This window comes from Achromobacter sp. HZ34 (assembly GCF_002209485.1).
Classification (GTDB): Bacteria; Pseudomonadota; Gammaproteobacteria; order Burkholderiales; family Burkholderiaceae_B; genus Bordetella_C.
Genome location: NZ_NJIX01000001.1, coordinates 512,908 through 530,534 on the forward strand (window position 1 = coordinate 512,908; position 17,627 = coordinate 530,534).

Sequence of the window (17,627 nt, forward strand, 5' to 3'; positions counted from 1 at the left end):
GCAGCACAGGATTCAGGACACTACATGACCGTATCACCCCGCGAGCTGTTGCATCGTTTGTTCGTGTACATCGAAGAGCAGCTCAAGACCGTGGACCCGCGCGGGTTCCAGATCACCAAATCCTCGACACCCAACAACGGCCGGCTGTTCTTCCCCACGGACCTGGCCAACCTGCCTGGTGTGCATTTCGACGTGCAGGAGCCGGGCGACCACGTCTGGCTCAAGGTCGACCGGCTGGAGGAAATCGGCCCGCCCCCGGTCGGCACCGGCCCCTTCGCGCAAACGCTGCGCCTGGATGTCGATCCCAACGGCAAACCGCCGCGGCTGGACGACGTCGCGCTGCTTGCCATGCTGCAGGACGTACCTGAGCCGCGGCGCGCCGCCGCCGTTGCGGAGCTGCGCGAACAGGCCCAGGCCGCCCTGGCGGGGTACACCGCGCAATGGCTGGCCTGGGCCGCGGCCGAGAAGCCGCGCCGCAAGTCGATTTCCTTGTATGGCGATCTGTTTGCGCTGCGCCACCAGCTGCTGGCCGAGCAGACCGCCAATCCCGTGGAGTTCGTCTGGGGCATAGGCATCGCGGCGTGGAAGCTGCGCTTCGACGCCGAGGACTTCGATTTCCAATACCCCTTGCTGACCCAGCCGCTGGAGATCGCGCTGGACGTGGACTCGATGGCGCTGGAAGTGAGAGCCCGCGCGACGGATCCCAATTGCGAGATGGACGCGCTGGTGACCTGCGGCGTCATGGGCGCGGCCGAGTGCGAGAAAACCGTGCTGGCCCAGCTGACGGAGTGCAAGGATGCCGCGCTGACGCCATTCGCGCCATCCAGCTACGCCGACATCCTGAAGCTGGCCGCGCGCAGCCTGGACAGCCGCGGCAGCTACGTGGAAGTGCTGGCACAAGGCGGTGAACCGCCGGTCGCCGGTGAGCATCTGGTGGTCAGTGACGCCTGGGTGCTGTTCACCCGGCCGAAGTCGAACAACTTCCTGGTGGCGGACCTGAAGAATATCCGCGCGCGCCTGGAAGCCGGCTGCGAGATCCCCGCCGGTCCGCTGGCCCTGGTGACACCGCCATCGGACCAGCCCATAGGCTATGACGCCGTCAACTTTCGTGGCTTGTCGGGCCGTGGCGCCGGCGGCCAGGGCGATACGCAGGAGTTGTATTTCCCGCTGCCCTATAACCAGGAGCAGGTCACCATCATCCAGCGCCTGGAGCGCGCGGCCGGGGTGACCGTGCAAGGCCCGCCGGGTACCGGCAAGACGCATACCATCGCCAACATCATCTGCCATTACCTGGCCAGCGGCCGGCGCGTGCTGGTGACCTCGCGCGGCGAACCGGCGCTGAAGGTGTTGCAGTCCAAGATTCCGGAATCGGTGCGCCCGCTCACCGTCGCCTTGCTGGCCGGCGACCGCGATGGCGTGCGGCAGTTCCAGGCCTCCATCGAAGCCATCCAGCACCAGGTATCGCAGCTGAATCCCGAAGCGGTGCGCGACGACATCGCCGGCCTGCACCAGGCCATCGATCGCGCGCATGCGGAGCTGGTCGTCATCGATCGCCGCATCGACGAAATCGCGCTGCAGCAGCTGGGCGAAATCCAGATCGAGGGCAGCGCTCATCGTGCCGAGCAGTTGGCCGAGATGGTGGTGCAGGGCGCGACGCGCTTCGCCTGGTTCGATGACACGCTGACGCTGGATGAAGAACACGCCCCTCCGCTGTCGGACGAAGAGGCGGCCGAACTGCGCGCAGCGAGGCGCCAATTGGGACCGGACCTCGTCTACGCCAGCGCGACCATTCCCCAGCCGGACGAATTGCCGCAGGCGGCGGACATCGGCCAACTGCATCAGAGCCTTTGCAAGTTGCGGTCCCTCGACGAGGCAACGTCGGCGGGGGAGCTGCTGGCGCTGCGCGCCATCACGCCGGAGGTGCTGGAGGCGGCGCGCGCGCTGCTGGCCCAGGTCGAGGGCGCGCGCGACCTTCTACAGGCGCTGCGGGACGTCGAAGGCGACTGGCCCGAGGTACTGCGCCGTAAATGCGCGCAGGCATCCTATGCCACGGAGATCGATGCCCTGGCTGCATTGTTCGATGACGCCCATACCCTGGGCCTGGCACGCGCGGCATTCATGAAGCGTCCCGTCGATTTCCCCCCGGAGGGCTTGGGCGATGCCCGGACCAGGGAGGCGGTGGAACGCGCCGCGGCCACGGGCAAGCCTTTCGGCCTGTTCGCACTGGGCGCCGGCGAAGCCAAGGCGCATATCGCCAAGGTCAGGGTAAGCGGCCTGGAACCCGCCAACGCGGACGACTGGTCGCACGTGCACGCTTACCTGCGTCTGCACGAACAAGTGTTGTCTTTCGAAAGCCGCTGGAATCCCGTGGCCGGCGAACTCGGCCTGCCCAGGATGGAGGGCGGCGTGGCCAGGCTGCGTGCGCTGGAACTGGTCACCATCGGCGCCCGCAAGACGGTGGAACTGGCCCGCGACTACGACCGGGTCTTGCCTAAGGCCGCGCAGTCCGTGTTCGCCGAACCTCCGTCCGGACTGGACTGCGCCGACGCAACCGAGCTTGAACGCTTGCGCACCCATCTGCTCAAGCACCTGACGCGCGCGGAACTGGCGCAGGCATCGCTGGCCCTGAGCCAGTTGCAGGAACGGGTCGCGGGCAAGTCCGGGCCGGCCGCCCAGGTCTTGCGTGATTTCATCGACCAGCAGCTGGGCAACGACGAGGAAGACAGCGCCCGCGTGGCGGGGCGCTACACCGATATCGTCGCCGAGTTGCGGCGCGTTGCCGGTCTGGCGGCCGTGTTGAACCGCGTCAAGGAATATGCCGACAGGCTGGCGCAAGCAGGCGCCGTCAAGCTGGCCCGGCGGCTGCGTTCGGTGCCGGTCGAACAGAGTGGCGACGATGCCACGTTCCCGCTGGCCTGGCGCGACGCCTGGGCCTGGGCGCGCGTGCGCACGCATCTGGAACGGATCGAGGCGCGAGGCGAACTGTTGGACCTGAACGCGCGCCGGGCCACGTTGGAAGGCGGCCTGGCCCATATGTACCGGGACGTCGTGGGCAAGGCCGCGTGGCTGGCCACCAAGCGCAACGCCAGCCCCAAGGTGTTGCAGGCCCTGGCCGGCTATTCCACCGCCATACGCCGCATCGGCCAGGGCACCGGCCCCAACGCGATGCGCTATCGCCGTGACGCCCAGGCGGCCATGCAGGATGCCGCCGATGCGGTGCCGTGCTGGATCATGTCGCATGCGCGCATTTCGGAAAGCATGCCGGCCGACATCGGCGCCTTCGACCTGGTCATCGTCGACGAAGCATCGCAAAGCGATCTCTGGGCACTGCCGGCCATCGTCCGGGCCAGGAAGATCCTGGTGGTGGGCGATGACAAGCAGGTGTCGCCGGATGGCGGTTTCCGCGCCAGCGCGCGTATCGATGAGTTGCGCACACGCTTTCTGGGCGAACAGCCTTATGGCGCGGACATGACGCCGGAGAAATCGCTGTATGACCTGGCCGCGCGGGTATTCGCCGCCGAGCAGGTGATGCTGCGCGAGCATTTCCGCTGCGTGCCGCCCATCGTGGCCTATTCCAATCGCTTCTTCTACAAGGGCGCCATCCAGCCCCTGCGCATTCCGCGCCCCTCCGAACGCCTGGATCCGCCCCTGGTCGATATCCATGTGCCCCACGGCGTGCGCGACAGCAAGGACTGCAACCAGGCCGAGGCGCAGGCCATCGTCGCCGAGATCGAAGCCATCCTGGCTGATGAGCGCTACGCCGACCGCAGCATAGGCGTGGTGTCGCTGCTGGGCATGGAGCAGGCCAAGTATATCGACACCCTGGTGCGCGAACGCCTGCCCGCCGCCGAACTGCTGCGCCGCGAATTCGATTGCGGCGATGCGCGCACCTTCCAGGGCAGCGAACGCGACATCATCTTCCTGTCCATGGTGGCCGACCCGGAACGCAGCCATGCCTTGTCCGGCAACGCCTATGACCAACGTTTCAACGTCGCGGCCAGCCGCGCGCGGGACCGCATGTACCTGGTGCGCTCCGTGACGGCGGAGCAGTTGTCCGAGCGCGATATCCGGCGTTCGTTGCTGGAGCATTTCGACAAGCCGCGCGTCGCGGACGGCGCGGAGGAAACGCCGGACGCGGAGCGCCTGGCGGCTTTGTGCGAATCGGGTTTCGAGCGCGAAGTGTTCGGCATGCTGGTGCAGCAGGGGTATCGCGTCACGCCCCAGGTGAGGAGCGGCGCCTATCGGCTGGACATGGTGGTGGAGGGCGCCAACGACGCGCGCCTGGCCATCGAGTGCGACGGCGACGCCTTCCATGGCCCGGACCGTTGGGCCGACGACATGAGCCGGCAACGCATCCTCGAACGGGCAGGGTGGACGTTCTGGCGCTGCTTCGCGTCAACGTGGCGCCTGCGCAAGGACGAAGTGTTCGCGGAACTGGTGGAGCGGCTGACCGCCATGGGTATTGCGCCGCAAGGGGCGCTCGCGCGGCTGCCGGCGCTGGTCGAGTCCCGCGTCTGGCAAGCCGCCCCGGCCGTGTAACCGTAACTTCTTGCCGGCACCAGCGTAACGCCGCGGCGGTGGACATGCCTTGTCGCATTCCGCCGCCCCATCACAAGGCCTAGGGCCTACGCCCGTACTTCTACGCACGATCTAGACCGTACGCCCTGACGACGGTCTGAAGCCCGCCACGAGTGCACCGCAGCACACGGGCGCGGCTTGCTCTCGCGTTTTTTTCGATACGCCTTCTCTCCACCGCCACGCCTGGCCCGCGCCTCAGCCGCCTGGACGACGCCTGTTCGTCTTAGGCCGAGTTGTCAATTGGTCCAGTCGCCGTTCAGACGAATCATGGAGCCCTCCTCCTGGCGTGGATTGCTTACGACCAAGGGGGACCCTGAGACCGCTTGAAACCGTAGGCCAGCTTATGAACAAGTTTCACAAGATTGTCTGGAGTGTTTCCCGGCAGCAATACATCGTTGCCTCCGAACTTGCGCAAGGTAAGACAAAATCAAAATCTGCCTCGCCGCGATCACGCTCACGCACGAGATCCGATGCTGCCGCATTGCAGCGTGGTGCGATCGCTGCCACCTTGCTGGCAGGCATCGTCGGCATTGCATGGCCCGGCCTGGCCACGGCGTCGAGCTGCAAGACAGGTACCGCCAGCCAGTCGGGGCCAGCGGGCGGGCAGTGCGCCGTCGCTGACTACAACCCGCCCGTCAGCCAGGACGGTGCCGGCGGCGCGGTAGTGAACCATGGGCAGACGGTCACGCTGCACGGCACGTCGGTGGTCGGCACCGGCTATAGCGGCAACACCACCGTGCCGGCCGACTCCGTCAATGTCATTGCGGGCACGTTCAATTCCAGCGGGTTGGTGACCGGCGCGCAGAACGTCGCGGTCAGCGCGATCAATCCCGCTACGGGCACCAATATGGTGTACCGCACCTACGATTCCGCGGCGTTCACGGACCAGTCCAACCTGGCCACGCCGGTGAACCAGTTCGAAGACGTCAGCGGCGACATGTACTACAAGGCGTCGCTGGGCCGTGTGGACGCTACCGGCGGCACCTTGAACGTGAAGCTGGGGGCGACGCCAACGGGCGCGCCGTCGTCCAACAGCATCTTCATGGTGTCCAAGCAGACCTATCTGACTTCCGCCGATGGCAGCGGCAATGCCGCCAGCCGGGTCGTCTGGCAATCACGCAATGCCATCGACATGGGGATAGATCCGGGCCTGCCCACGCCGGACGTCAATACCGGCCAGCTGACCGTGCAGGTACCGGTCACCACCTATGCCGGCACGGTCAACTTCAATGGCGTCGCGTACACGGTCACCAATGCCACGCAACTGGCAGCCTATAACGACGTGCTGGTGGCGGCGCTGAGGGATGGCACGTTGAGCTCGCAGCAGGCCTACGACGCGGCTTTCGCCCAGGCCTATACCACCGTCGATACGCCCGTGACGTACACGACCAACACGACGGCGGGGGATCTGGCGCGTGCACCGAATGGCGACCGCTACGCCATCCTGGCCACGGGCCGCAATGGGTCCGCGGTGATCGCCGCCGGCGGCCAGATCGACATCACGCGCGCGTCCGGCGCGGTGAAGGTGAGCGATGGCGCGACCGCGACCAACCACGGCACGCTGTCCGGCAATGTGATCGAGCAGGTCGTGCGCGTGGACAGCGGGGGGCATTTCATCAACGCGGCCAATGGGGTGGTTGCCAGCGGCTATTTGGCAGGCGACAAGCTGGACACCGCCACGGCCGACACCTTCTACTACACCGGTTCCGGCGTCATCGCCACGGGTCGCGGCACCACGGTACAGAACGATGGCGTGATCAACGTCTCGGGCTTCGACTACACGGGCAACACGTCGACAGGCATAGGGCTGGGCCGCGGCGCCAGCGGCACCAACGCCGGCACCATCAACGTCGGCGTCAATCCCGGCTACGTGACCACGGTGGTGGGCGTGAACGTCAGCGGCGGCAGCAGCTTCACCAATGGCGCCGACGGCACCATCTATATCGGCCGCGCCGCGCAATACGGGCTGACCGATGCGGTGGCCGACGTCGCCATTGCCGGGCCGACCTATGGCGTGCGCATCATGGACACCGGCGACAGCGCCACCAATGATGGCCGCATCGTCATCGGCAGCCAGGCCCAGGGCGCGGTGGCCATGTACTCCACCGCACCGGTGCGTTCGCTGCTGCTGAACAATGGTGTCATCGACGTCACCGGTCGGGCCGACGGTATGCCCCTGGCCAATATCGGCATGATGGCGGACGACAACGGCGCCGCCGGCTCCAATGCCATCGTGCGTAATGCCGGCACCATCAACCTGACCGGCGTCAACGGTGTGGGCCTGGTGGTCAATGCGGATCCGGGCATCGCCGCCAATGCGGAATCGACCGGGACCATCAATGTCGACGGCGGCACCGACATCGCATCCGGCACGCGCAACTTCGGTGTCTGGGTGAACGGGGCCCAGGGCGTGGCGCAGATCAGCGGCGCCATCAACCTGACAGGCACGGGCGCCATCGGCGTCTTCGCGCAGAACGGCGGCACCATCAACATCGATGCCGGGGCCGTGCCCGCCTTCCTGGCGGGTACCGACCAGATCGGCTTCTATGCGGCTGGCGCGGGATCCAGCATCAACGTCAATGCCAGCGTCCTGTCGGTGGCCACGGATGGCTCCACGCTGTTCCGTGTCGCCGATGGCGCGGCCTTTACCGGCGCGTCGGCCGCCGGCGCACTGGATATCACCGTGGCCGGCAAGGACGCCCGCGGTGTCGTCGCCACCGGCATGGGTACGACCCTGTCCACCGGTTCCTCGACCTACCGTGTCACCGGCGCGGCGGGTGCAGCCGGCGGGGCGGCAGCCGTGGTGACCGAGGGGGGCGCGGTCGGCAGCATCGACGCCGGCACCACCATCATCCTGTCGAACGTGGGCGCCACGGCCGGCATCGTCGACGGCCAGGCCTATGACCTGAGCGGGGCGGCGATCGGCTGGCCGGTGAATACCGTGCTGACCAATAATGCGGCGATCCAGTCGGACACCGCCGGTGCCGTGGGCTTTGTCGCGCGCAATCTGGGCACCCTGGTCAACAACGCCGACATTACGCTGACCGGCGCCGGTTCCACCGGCGTGATCGTGGGCCCCCAGGGCACGGTCAACAACACCGCCACCATACGGGTGGCAAACGGCAACGGCGCCGTGGTGCAGGGCGCCCAGGCCAGCCTGGTCAACAACGGCACGATACGCGCGGACGACGGCGTGGCCGCCGTGCATCTGACGGGCGCGGGCGCGTCGGTGGTGCTGTCCGGCACCGGGCTGATCCAGGCCGGGGGCACGGCCGACGGCATACTCATCGACGGCAGTGCCGTAAATGGCAGTGTCACGGGCATGGCAGGCAGCATCGTCATCGAAGGCAGCGGTATCGCCCTGAACAATATGGCGGCGGGCGGCCGCATCGCCTTGACCAACACGTCCATCACTACCAGCGGCGCTGGAGCCGCGGGCATCGGTTCGTCCGGCGCCAACGGCGACATCGTGCTGTCCGGCGGCAACGTGAGCACGAGCGGCGCCAATGCGGTGGGCATCGCCGTCAGCAGCGCGGGACGGCTGCAGATGATGGACGCCACGGTCACCACGCAAGGCGATGGGGCGCATGGCATCACGCTGAACAGCGGCGCCACGGCGGTATTGTCGGGCAGCAGCGTGTCGACCCAAGGCGCGGGTGCGGCGGCGCTCTACGTGGGCAGCAGCCAGCCATCCACCATCACGGTGGCCGGTGGATCGCTGAGCGCCCTGGGGGGCAATGCCATCGAGATCAACGGCGCCAACGCCACCATCGTGCTGAGCGATGCGGTCAATGTCACCGCGGGGTCCGGCATCCTGATGAACGTGCGCAATGGCAGTGCCGTCAACCTGTCCGCGCAAGGCGTGCGGCTCGATGGCGACCTGATTGCCGATGCCAGTAGCAGTGGCGTCGTCAACCTGGCGCAGGGTTCCGTCCTGACAGGGCGCATCGATCCCTTGAACGTCAATATCGACGCCACCAGCACCTGGAACGTCACGGGCAATTCGGTGGTCGATACCTTGTCGAACGCCGGCACGGTCGCCTTCGTCGCCCCGGTGGGGGATCCCCGCCAGGCGGGCAGCTACAAGACGCTGACGGCATCCAATTACGTGGGCGCCAATGGCACCGTGGCCTTGAACACCTGGCTTGGCGGCGATGGCTCGCCGTCGGACCGGCTGGTCATCAACGGCGGCACGGCTTCCGGCACCACCGCGCTGCGCATCGTCAATACCGGTGGCGCCGGGGCACTGACCACCGCCGACGGCATCAATGTGGTGGCGGTGAGCGGCGGCGGCACTACCGCGCCCGGCGCTTTCCGGCTGGCCGGGCCCGTGCAGTCGGGTGCCTATGAATATCTGCTGTATCGCGGCGGCAGCGCCGATCCGAATGACTACTTCCTGCGCTCCACGCTGGTGGATCCCGCCACCGGCGGCGGTGGCCCCGGCGGCAGCGGCGGCGGCACGGCGCCGGTAGCCTATCGCCCCGGCGTGGTCGGCTACACCCTGACGCCGGCCCTGAACCTGGACTATGGCTTCACCAATCTGGGCCGGCTGCACGAGCGGGTAGGGGACGTCTACAGCACCGAACAGAACCAGAAAAGCAATCAAAGCGGCGTATGGGGCCGCATGGGCGGCTATGGCGTGCAGGCCGATTCCGGCGACCGCTTCTCGGCCAAGCAGCAGACCTTCTTCATGCAGTTCGGCAAGGACTGGACGCTGCAGCGGGAGCCCGAGGGCGGCAGCACGCACGCCGGCGTCACGGCCAGCCTGGGCGTCACGGATGCCAAGTTCAAGGACAGTGCGCGCGACCTCAGCGACATGCTGTCGGACCGCACCGGCAAGACCACCACGCAGGCCCAGAGCGTGGGGGGCTACTACACCAAGTACCTGGGCGATGGTTCGTACTGGGATTCGGTGGCGCAGGTCTCGCACTACCGCAACAAGTACGACGACGTGTACGGCACTGGCGGCAACCAGAACGGCTTCGGCATCGCTTTGTCGCAGGAAGTGGGCAAGCCCTTCATGCTGATGCCGAAACTGGCCATCGAACCGCAGGCGCAGCTGGTCTACCAGTACTTGAAGCTGAATCGCTTCGACGATGGGATATCCAGCGTGTCAGGTGTCAGCGACAACGCAGTGCGGGGGCGCATCGGCGTGCGCATCTTTGCGCCGAACATCGGCACGGAGGACGGCAGCGGCGCCGGCACGCCTTATATGACGGTGGATGTCTTGCACGACTTCGTGCCGGCCAAGGCGGTGTCGGTGGACGGCACGTCGCTACGGCCGAACATGAGCCGCACCTGGGGTGAATTGGGCTTCGGCCTGAGCCAGAGCATAGGCAAGGGCAGCCAGCTGTACGCGGCGATCAAGTTCACCAAGAGTCTCGACGGGGAGGATAAGAAAGGCGTGTTCGGACAGGTGGGGTACCGCTACAGCTGGTAAGGCGCAACCGATAGGGGCAGCTGCGACGGCCCGACCGCCAGGGTGAAGGGCACGCCAATGACAAAGGGGCCCGGCATTGCAAGCCGGGCCCCTTTGCATCCAGGCGCCTGATCGTGGGTCTGGTCAGGCCTGTTCTTCGTAATGCACCACCGAGCGGATCGACTTGCCTTCATGCATCAGGTCGAAGGCTTCGTTGATGCCCGTGAGCGGCATGGTGTGCGTGACGAAAGGTTCAAGCTGGATGCGGCCGGACATGGCGTCTTCGACCATGCCGGGCAACTGGCTGCGGCCCTTGACGCCACCGAAGGCCGTGCCCAGCCAACGACGGCCCGTGACCAGCTGGAACGGACGGGTGGAGATTTCCTGGCCGGCGCCGGCCACGCCGATGATCACCGACTGGCCCCAGCCGCGGTGCGCCGCTTCCAGGGCCGCGCGCATCACGTTGACATTGCCGATGCACTCGAAGCTGTGGTCCACGCCCCAGCCCGTCATCTCCACGATCACCTGCTGGATGGGCTTGTCGAAATCCTTGGGGTTGATGCAGTCGGTCGCGCCGAAGGTCTTGGCCAGCTCGAATTTGGCGGGGTTGGTATCGACGGCGATGATGCGGCCGGCGTTGGCCAGCTTGGCGCCCTGGATCACGGCCAGGCCGATGCCGCCCAGGCCGAATACCGCGACGCTGTCGCCTTCCTGCACCTTGGCCGTGTTCTTCACCGCGCCCAGGCCGGTGGTGACGCCGCAGCCCAGCAGGCAGACGTGTTCCGGATTGGCTTGCGGGTTGATCTTGGCCAGCGAGACCTCGGCCACGACCGTGTATTCGCTGAAGGTGGAGCAGCCCATGTAGTGATAGATGGGTTGGCCGTTGTAGCTGAAGCGCGTGGTGCCGTCGGGCATCACACCCTTGCCCTGGGTGGCGCGCACCGACACGCACAAATTGGTCTTGCCGCTCTTGCAGAACAGGCATTCGCCGCATTCGGCGGTATAGAGCGGAATGACGTGATCGCCGGGCCGCACGCTGGTCACGCCTTCACCCACTTCGACCACCACGCCGGCGCCTTCATGGCCCAGCACGGCAGGGAACAGGCCTTCGGGATCGTCGCCCGACAGGGTGAACGCATCGGTGTGGCAGACGCCCGTATGGGTGATCTTCACCAGCACTTCGCCTTTCTTCGGCGGGGCGACGTCGATTTCGACGATCTGCAGGGGTTTACCGGCTTCGAAGGCAACGGCGGCACGGGATTTCATGGAGGTGCTCCAGCAAATGGATGGAAGGCGGCGGCCAAGGGGCCCACCGTATTTAAGCGCAAAGGAAAGCCAGGACCAAGGCGCCTAGCGCAGGTAGGCGCGCACCAGCGTGGTCATGTCGCGCACACGCTGGGCATGGCGCGGGTCCTTGTCGGAGTACTCATCGAACTCTTCGCGGATATGCGACTCCAGCACCTCTGACATCAGGGAATTGGCCGCTCCGCGTATCGCGGCGATCTGTTGCAGGACGAGCGCGCACTCGGCGCCGGATTCGAGCGCGCGTTCCAGCGCCTCGGTCTGGCCGCGTATGCTGCGTACGCGTCGAAGCGCTTTTTTCTTCTCGTCAGGGGTATGTGGCATGGGCCGAATACTACACCCCCGGGGGGTGTCATGTAAATGCCGCGCTTGACAGTGGACGTTTTCCGGCAGTAGAACGGCATATCCCGCATGTACCTTCCAACCGCATGACGGCCGCATCGAGCAAGACGGCCGCGCAGTAGGTAGCAGGCAGTAACGCATCCAAGTGTCGTTGCAGCAGGGAGCCGGAAATGAGCCCGCCATACAAGGTCAAGCGATTTGCCGGCCGCGCCTGGAGCGTCGTCGCAGTGTTGGCGGCGCCGATGCTGACGACGCTTTCGCTGACGGGATGCGACAACAAAGGCAATGCCGTCTCCGCCGGCCTGCCTCCCGCGGTTGCCGTCACGGTGCAGACCGTGTCCACGCAGGCGGCCGATGCGGAGATCGATCTCTCCGGACGCGTCGAACCCATACGAACCGCCGAAGTCCGCGCGCGCGTGGACGGCATCGTGCAGAAACTGCTGTACACCGAAGGCACCGACGTCGAGGCGGGTGCCGCGCTGTTCGCCATCGATGACAGCGACTACCGGGCCCAGCTGGAGCAGGCCAATGCCATGCTGCAACGCGCACTGGCGATACAGAAGAACGCCCAGGCTGTCGTCGCCCGCTTCCGGCCCCTGGTACAGCGCCAGGCCGTCAGCGCCCAGGAATACGAGGCCGCCATCTCGGCCCAGGGCCAGGCGCAGGCCAGCGTCTCCGACGCGCGTGCCGCCGTCACACTGGCCAAGCTGAGGCTGGAACGCTGCACGGTACGGGCGCCCATCGGCGGGCGCGTGGGCCGCGCGCTGGTTACCGAAGGCGCCCTGGTCAGCGCCGCATCGGCGACCCTGCTGGCGCAGATCAACCAGCTGTCGCCCATCTTCGCGACGTTTCCCAAGTCCAATACCGCCATCCTGGACCTGATGGACGAAGCCCGCAAAGGTGGCCTGCAGCTGAACCAGGACACCCGCTTTCCGGTGCAGCTGACCCTGGCCAACGGTCGGCCCTACGACGAAGTGGGGCAGGTGGATTTCGCCGACCTGAGCATCGATCCCACGTCAGGCGCGCAAAGCGTGCGGGCCCGTTTCCAGAACGCGGACCGGACGCTGTTGCCGGGCCAGTTCGTCACCGGGCGCTTTCGCATCGGCGTGCGCAAGGATACCGTCATGGTGCCGGCGCGGGCGATCGCGCTGAACGCGGAGAACGCCACGCTCTACGTGGTGGATGCCGACGATATCGCGCATCTACGCCGTGTCGTCATCGGCGACCAGCAGCAGGGCTTGTGGGAAATCCGTTCCGGCCTGGCCAATGGCGAGCGCATCATCGTCGATGGCTGGCAGAAGATCGCGCCGGAGCAGCGCGTGAAACCCATGGAGGAACAACCCGCGATGGGATCCACCCGATGAACGCCTTCTTCGTGAATCGGCCCGTGGCGGCCTGGGTGGTGGCGCTGTTCTTCCTGCTGTTCGGGGTGATCGCGCTGTTGCTGTTGCCCATCGAGCAGTACCCGAATATCGCGCCGCCGTCGATCACCGTGAACGCCAGCTATCGCGGGGCCGATACGGGAACGATAGATCGCACCGTGACGTCGGTCATCGATGCGGAAATGAACGGCGTCGACAACTTCCTGTACATGGCGTCGGTCAGCCGCGCCAACGGCACGGCGCAGATCACCGTCACATTCACGCCCGGCACGGACCTGGATGTGGCGCGCGGGCAGGTGCAGGACAGGCTTAGCCGGGTGGAACCCCGGTTGCCAGCCGAAGTGCGGCAGCTGGGCATCACCGTCACCAAGGCGTCCAGCGGCTTCCTGATGCTGCTGGCCTTGCAGTCGGGCAGCCCCGACGTCACCGCCGTGCAGATGGGCAACTTCGCGTCGAACAATATCCTGGATGAACTGCGCCGTATTCCCGGAGTGGGCGACGTGCAGCTGTTCGGCTCGCCGTATGCCATGCGGGTGTGGCTGGATCAACGCAAGCTGGAAAGCTTCCAGATGTCGGCGGCGGACGTGATGCGCGCCGTGCAGGAGCAGAATGCACAGACCGCGGGCGGCGCGCTGGGCGACCAGCCGCTGGGTGAAGGGGCCGAGTTCAACGTGCCCATCGTCACGCAGGGCCGCCTGTCCACGCCTGAACAGTTTCGCCAGATCATCCTGCGGGTGGGGCAGGACGGGTCCACCGTGACGTTGGGGGACGTGGCGCGGGTGGAATTGGGCAATGAAAACTATGGCTTCCGCATCCGCGTGAACGGCAAGGAGTCCGCCGGTATCGCCATCCAGCTGGCCAACGATGCCAATGCCCTGGCCGTGGCGCGGGGCATACGCGAACGCATGACGCAACTGCAGGCCATCTTCCCGGCCAACGTCACCTGGAGCGTGCCCTTCGATTCCACGCCATTCATCACGACGTCGATCCGCTCGGTGTTGGGCACCATGATAGAGGCGCTATTGCTGGTCACCGTCATGGTGTACGTGTTCCTGCAAAGCTGGCGCACGACGCTGGTTCCCACCTTGATCGTTCCGATTGCATTGATCGGCACATGCGTGGGCCTGTTGCTGTTCGGCGCGTCCTTGAACCTGTTGTCGCTATTCGGCATGGTGGTCGCCATCGGCATCCTGAACGACGATGCCATCGTCGTGTCGGAAAACGTCGCGCGCATCATGAAGGACGAGCAGATCGATGCGCGCCAGGCGACCGCCAAAGCGGTGGGCCAGGTGTGGGGGCCTATCGTGGCCAGTACGCTGGTGCTGGTGGCGGTCTTCGTGCCCATGGCCATGTTTCCCGGCTCCAGCGGCGCCATCTATCGGCAGTTTTCCATCACGCTGTCGGTGTCCATCGTCATCTCCACGGTGCTGGCGCTGTCCCTGGGGCCGGCGCTGTGCGCGGCCCTGTTCCTGCCAGAGAAGCAGGATCCTGGCGCCGGGCGCGTCACCCGGCTGAAACTGCGGGCGTTCAACGGCTTCAACAGGATGTTCGACGGCTTGACCGCCCGCTATGCCGGCGCGGTCGGCCAGATGTTGAAGCAGCCCAAGCGCTGGCTGCTGTTCTTCGTGGTTCTTACCGGGTCGACCCTCTTCCTGCTCTCGCGCATACCCGGCGGTTATCTGCCCTCGGAGGACCAGGGCTATTTCTTCGTGTCCTACACCGGTGCGCCGGGTGGCACGGCGGAGCGGACGCAAGTCGCCGTGGACCAGGCGGAAAGCATCCTGCGCAAGTTTCCCGGGGTGCGCAACGTCACCTCCGTGACGGGCTTCAGTTTCTTCGGCCAGGGCCAGACGGCGGCATTATCCTTCGTCGACCTGTATGACTGGTCGGACCGCAAGGACGGCGTCGACGCCCTGGTGGCGCGCGGCAACGGGGCGTTCAGGGATATTCCGCAGGCCATCATCTTTGCCTTGAACCCGCCGCCGATTCCGTCGCTGGGCAATGCGGCGGGATTTTCGATGAAGGTGCAGGATCGTACGGGGCAGGGCGGTGCCGGCCTGACCGCGGCGGCGATGGCGGTGCTCGGCGCCGCCAACCGCGATCCCGCCATTGCAGGCGCGCGCCTGGACGGCATGCCGCCGGCCCCGCAGTTGTACGTGGAGATAGACCGTGTCCACGCGCGCGCGCTCGGCCTGCAGGTCGGACAGGTGAACCAGGCGTTGTCCCTGGCCTTCGGATCCAACTACGCCAACGATTTTCTCCACGACGGCAACGTCCTGCGGGTGTTCCTGCAGGGCGATGCCGACCAGCGCATGAGCGCGGGCGACATCCTCGGCCTGCAGTTACCGAACAACCGCGGGCAACTGGTGCCGTTTTCGGCGTTCACGCGCACCCGCTGGATCAATGGACCGCAGCAACTGGAGCGCTATAACGGCTTTCCCGCCGTCACGATATCCGGGCAGGCCGCCGCCGGGCAGTCCAGTGGCGCGGCGCTGGTGGCGATGGAGAACATCGCGCACGCCAACCTGCCGCCGGGCATGACCTTCGAGTGGACGGGCACCGCCTACGAGGAACGCCAGGCGGGCAACCAGGTGGCCTTGCTGCTGCTGATTTCCCTGATCGTGGTGTTCCTGCTGCTGTCGGCATTGTACGAAAGCTGGTCGGTGCCCATCTCGGTGTTGCTGATCCTGCCCTTCGGCATCCTGGGGGCGGCTGCGTTCACGCTGCTGCGGGGCATGGCGGCGGACATTTATTTCAATATCGGGCTGGTGACCATCATCGGGCTGGCCGCCAAGAACGGCATACTCATCGTCGAATTCGCCCTGAAGGAAGAAGAGGCCGGCCGCGATCGGGCAGAAGCCGTGCTGGATGCCGCGCGCCAGCGGCTGCGGCCCATCATCATGACCAGCCTGACTTTCGTGCTGGGCATGATGCCCCTGGTGTTGGCGACCGGCGCGGGGGCGGCCAGCCGCCAGGCCGTGGGCACCAGCGTGATGGGCAGCATGCTCACGGCGACATTGTTCGGGGTGTTCTTCACTCCCTTGTTCTACGTCGTGGTGCGTAACTGGCTGGGGCGTTCCAAGCCCTTGGCGCGGTCGAGCGAGGATGCGCGATGATGCCGCGGTCACCTTGCCTTCTGTTGTTCGGAATCCTGGCCGCATGCAATTTTGCGCCACAGCAGCCGCCGCCCACGGTGGATCTGCCGGCGCGCTTCACCGGCAGCGCGGATCGTGACACGGCGACGGCCGAACAGGTGTCGTGGCAGCAGTTCTTTGGCGATCCGCAGTTACGCCTGTTGATCGGCTACGCCTTGCAGCACAACCAGGACCTGGCCGCGGCCTTCGCGCGCATAGACCAGGCGCGCGCCTTCTACCGTATCGAGCAGGCCAACCAGTTGCCGCGCGTGGACGTGGGCGCGGGCGCCAGCCGCAACCAGGCGCCATTGGCCGTGGTCGATCCCGCTTTCGGCAACAGCACCCGTACCATCGAGTTCAACCAATTCAATGCACAGGTGGCGGTCACCAGTTTCGAACTGGACTTCTGGGGGCGGGTACGCAACCTCAACCAGGCGGCCATGCATCAGTACCTGGCTTCGGTGGAGGGCCAGCGCATGTTCCACCTGTCCTTGATCGCGAATGTGGCGGCGACGTATTACGACGCTCGTGCCAGCGAGGAGGGCGTCGACCTGGCGCAACGCACGGTGGCAGCGCGCCAGTATGCGTTAGGTGTGGCACGCGACCGGCTGGATGCAGGCGTGACGTCCACGGTGGACTTCGAGCAGGCCTCGATTCTCTTGACCCAGGCCCGGTCGCAACTGGCTGAAATGCAAAGGGGCGTGGCCGAGGCCTGGAACCGGATGTGGGTGCTGGTGGGCGGACACTTGGACTTGCATGCCGTGCAGCCCAATCCCATCAGCGCGGCAGGTCAATTCGAGAACCTCAGCCCCGGCCTGCCGTCGGCGTTGTTGCTGGCGCGGCCGGATATAAGGCAAGCGGAGCAGCGACTGGCGGGCGCCGACGCGAATATCGGCGCCGCGCGGGCCGCGCTGTTTCCCAGTATCTCGCTGACGGGGTCCCTGGGCTATGCGTCCACGGAGTTGTCGCGCCTGATATCGGGGCCCAACCAGAGTTGGTCCATGGGCGCCGGCATCGGCATGCCCATCTTCGACTATGGCCAGCGCCGCGCCGCCGTGGACCTGGCCGTGGCCCAGCATGCCGAGCTGGTGGCCAACTACACCAAGACCGTGCAGTCCGCCTTCAGCGAAGTGGCCACGGCGTTGGCGCGAGCCCAGCGGCTGGGCGAACAGGTCAAGGTGCAGGCAGAGGCCATCGAGGCGCAGCAACGGCTGGCTGAGACGGCGGAGCTGCGCTACATGAATGGCATCTCCATCTACCTGGAGGTGATGGATGCACGCCGCAATCTGTTCAGCGCGGAGTTGCAGATGCTGACCTTGCGCGCGGCCGCATTGCAGAATGGCGTGCAGCTTTATGTCGCGCTGGGTGGCGGGGCGGGGCTGTAGGCCGCATGTGGGCCATGCACGATTGCCGGGCGCACGACGGCGGGCTGAGTTCAAGGGTGGCGCCCTCGGCTACGCGGCGCCCTCG

7 protein-coding genes are annotated in these 17,627 nt (G+C 66.3%); 5 read left to right on the forward strand and 2 right to left on the reverse strand.

The features are described 5' to 3' along the window. Window positions 1-24 precede the first annotated feature (24 nt). Together CEY05_RS02135 and CEY05_RS02140 are read left to right on the forward strand one after the other, a co-directional pair. On the forward strand, window positions 25-4,539 hold the full coding sequence (locus CEY05_RS02135) for an AAA domain-containing protein (RefSeq protein ID WP_088595737.1): 4,515 nt from the start codon (window positions 25-27) through the stop codon (window positions 4,537-4,539). 382 nt (window positions 4,540-4,921) lie between these two features. Continuing rightward, window positions 4,922-10,018: an autotransporter outer membrane beta-barrel domain-containing protein gene (locus tag CEY05_RS02140; RefSeq protein ID WP_088595738.1), complete on the forward strand. Its 5,097-nt coding sequence runs from the start codon at window positions 4,922-4,924 to the stop codon at window positions 10,016-10,018. Between the two features lie 123 nt (window positions 10,019-10,141). On the opposite strand, the gene CEY05_RS02145 is transcribed toward CEY05_RS02140, so the two are convergent. Both CEY05_RS02145 and CEY05_RS02150 read right to left on the reverse strand, forming a co-directional pair. Beyond that, complete coding sequence (locus CEY05_RS02145; protein WP_088595739.1) at window positions 10,142-11,263, reverse strand: S-(hydroxymethyl)glutathione dehydrogenase/class III alcohol dehydrogenase; 1,122 nt, start codon at window positions 11,261-11,263, stop codon at window positions 10,142-10,144. Window positions 11,264-11,347: 84 nt separating this feature from the next. Next, window positions 11,348-11,623 carry a metal-sensing transcriptional repressor gene (locus CEY05_RS02150; protein WP_088595740.1) on the reverse strand — a complete coding sequence of 92 codons (276 nt, stop codon included), beginning with the start codon at window positions 11,621-11,623 and terminating at the stop codon, window positions 11,348-11,350. Between the two features lie 188 nt (window positions 11,624-11,811). Here CEY05_RS02150 and CEY05_RS02155 point away from each other — a divergent pair, with 188 nt between their 5' ends. From CEY05_RS02155 to CEY05_RS02165, 3 genes are read left to right on the forward strand one after another with little or no spacing between them, the layout of a single operon-like run. Then, on the forward strand, window positions 11,812-13,005 hold the full coding sequence (locus CEY05_RS02155; protein WP_233161311.1) for an efflux RND transporter periplasmic adaptor subunit: 1,194 nt from the start codon (window positions 11,812-11,814) through the stop codon (window positions 13,003-13,005). After that, window positions 13,002-16,139: a multidrug efflux RND transporter permease subunit gene (locus tag CEY05_RS02160; protein ID WP_088595741.1), complete on the forward strand. Its 3,138-nt coding sequence runs from the start codon at window positions 13,002-13,004 to the stop codon at window positions 16,137-16,139. Before CEY05_RS02155 ends, CEY05_RS02160 begins: the two co-directional genes overlap by 4 nt. Further along, window positions 16,139-17,542: an efflux transporter outer membrane subunit gene (locus CEY05_RS02165; RefSeq protein WP_255407750.1), complete on the forward strand. Its 1,404-nt coding sequence runs from the start codon at window positions 16,139-16,141 to the stop codon at window positions 17,540-17,542. The genes CEY05_RS02160 and CEY05_RS02165 overlap by 1 nt, the downstream gene beginning before the upstream one ends. Window positions 17,543-17,627: the final 85 nt, after the last annotated feature.

Bases quoted from the DNA above. Each gene is read 5' to 3' on its own strand.
- CEY05_RS02135 (WP_088595737.1), top strand. From the start codon at position 25: ATGACCGTATCACCCCGCGAGCTGTTGCATCGTTTGTTCGTGTACATC.
- CEY05_RS02140 (WP_088595738.1), top strand. From the start codon at position 4,922: ATGAACAAGTTTCACAAGATTGTCTGGAGTGTTTCCCGGCAGCAATAC.
- CEY05_RS02145 (WP_088595739.1), bottom strand. From the start codon at position 11,263: ATGAAATCCCGTGCCGCCGTTGCCTTCGAAGCCGGTAAACCCCTGCAG.
- CEY05_RS02150 (WP_088595740.1), bottom strand. From the start codon at position 11,623: ATGCCACATACCCCTGACGAGAAGAAAAAAGCGCTTCGACGCGTACGC.
- CEY05_RS02155 (WP_233161311.1), top strand. From the start codon at position 11,812: ATGAGCCCGCCATACAAGGTCAAGCGATTTGCCGGCCGCGCCTGGAGC.
- CEY05_RS02160 (WP_088595741.1), top strand. From the start codon at position 13,002: ATGAACGCCTTCTTCGTGAATCGGCCCGTGGCGGCCTGGGTGGTGGCG.
- CEY05_RS02165 (WP_255407750.1), top strand. From the start codon at position 16,139: ATGCCGCGGTCACCTTGCCTTCTGTTGTTCGGAATCCTGGCCGCATGC.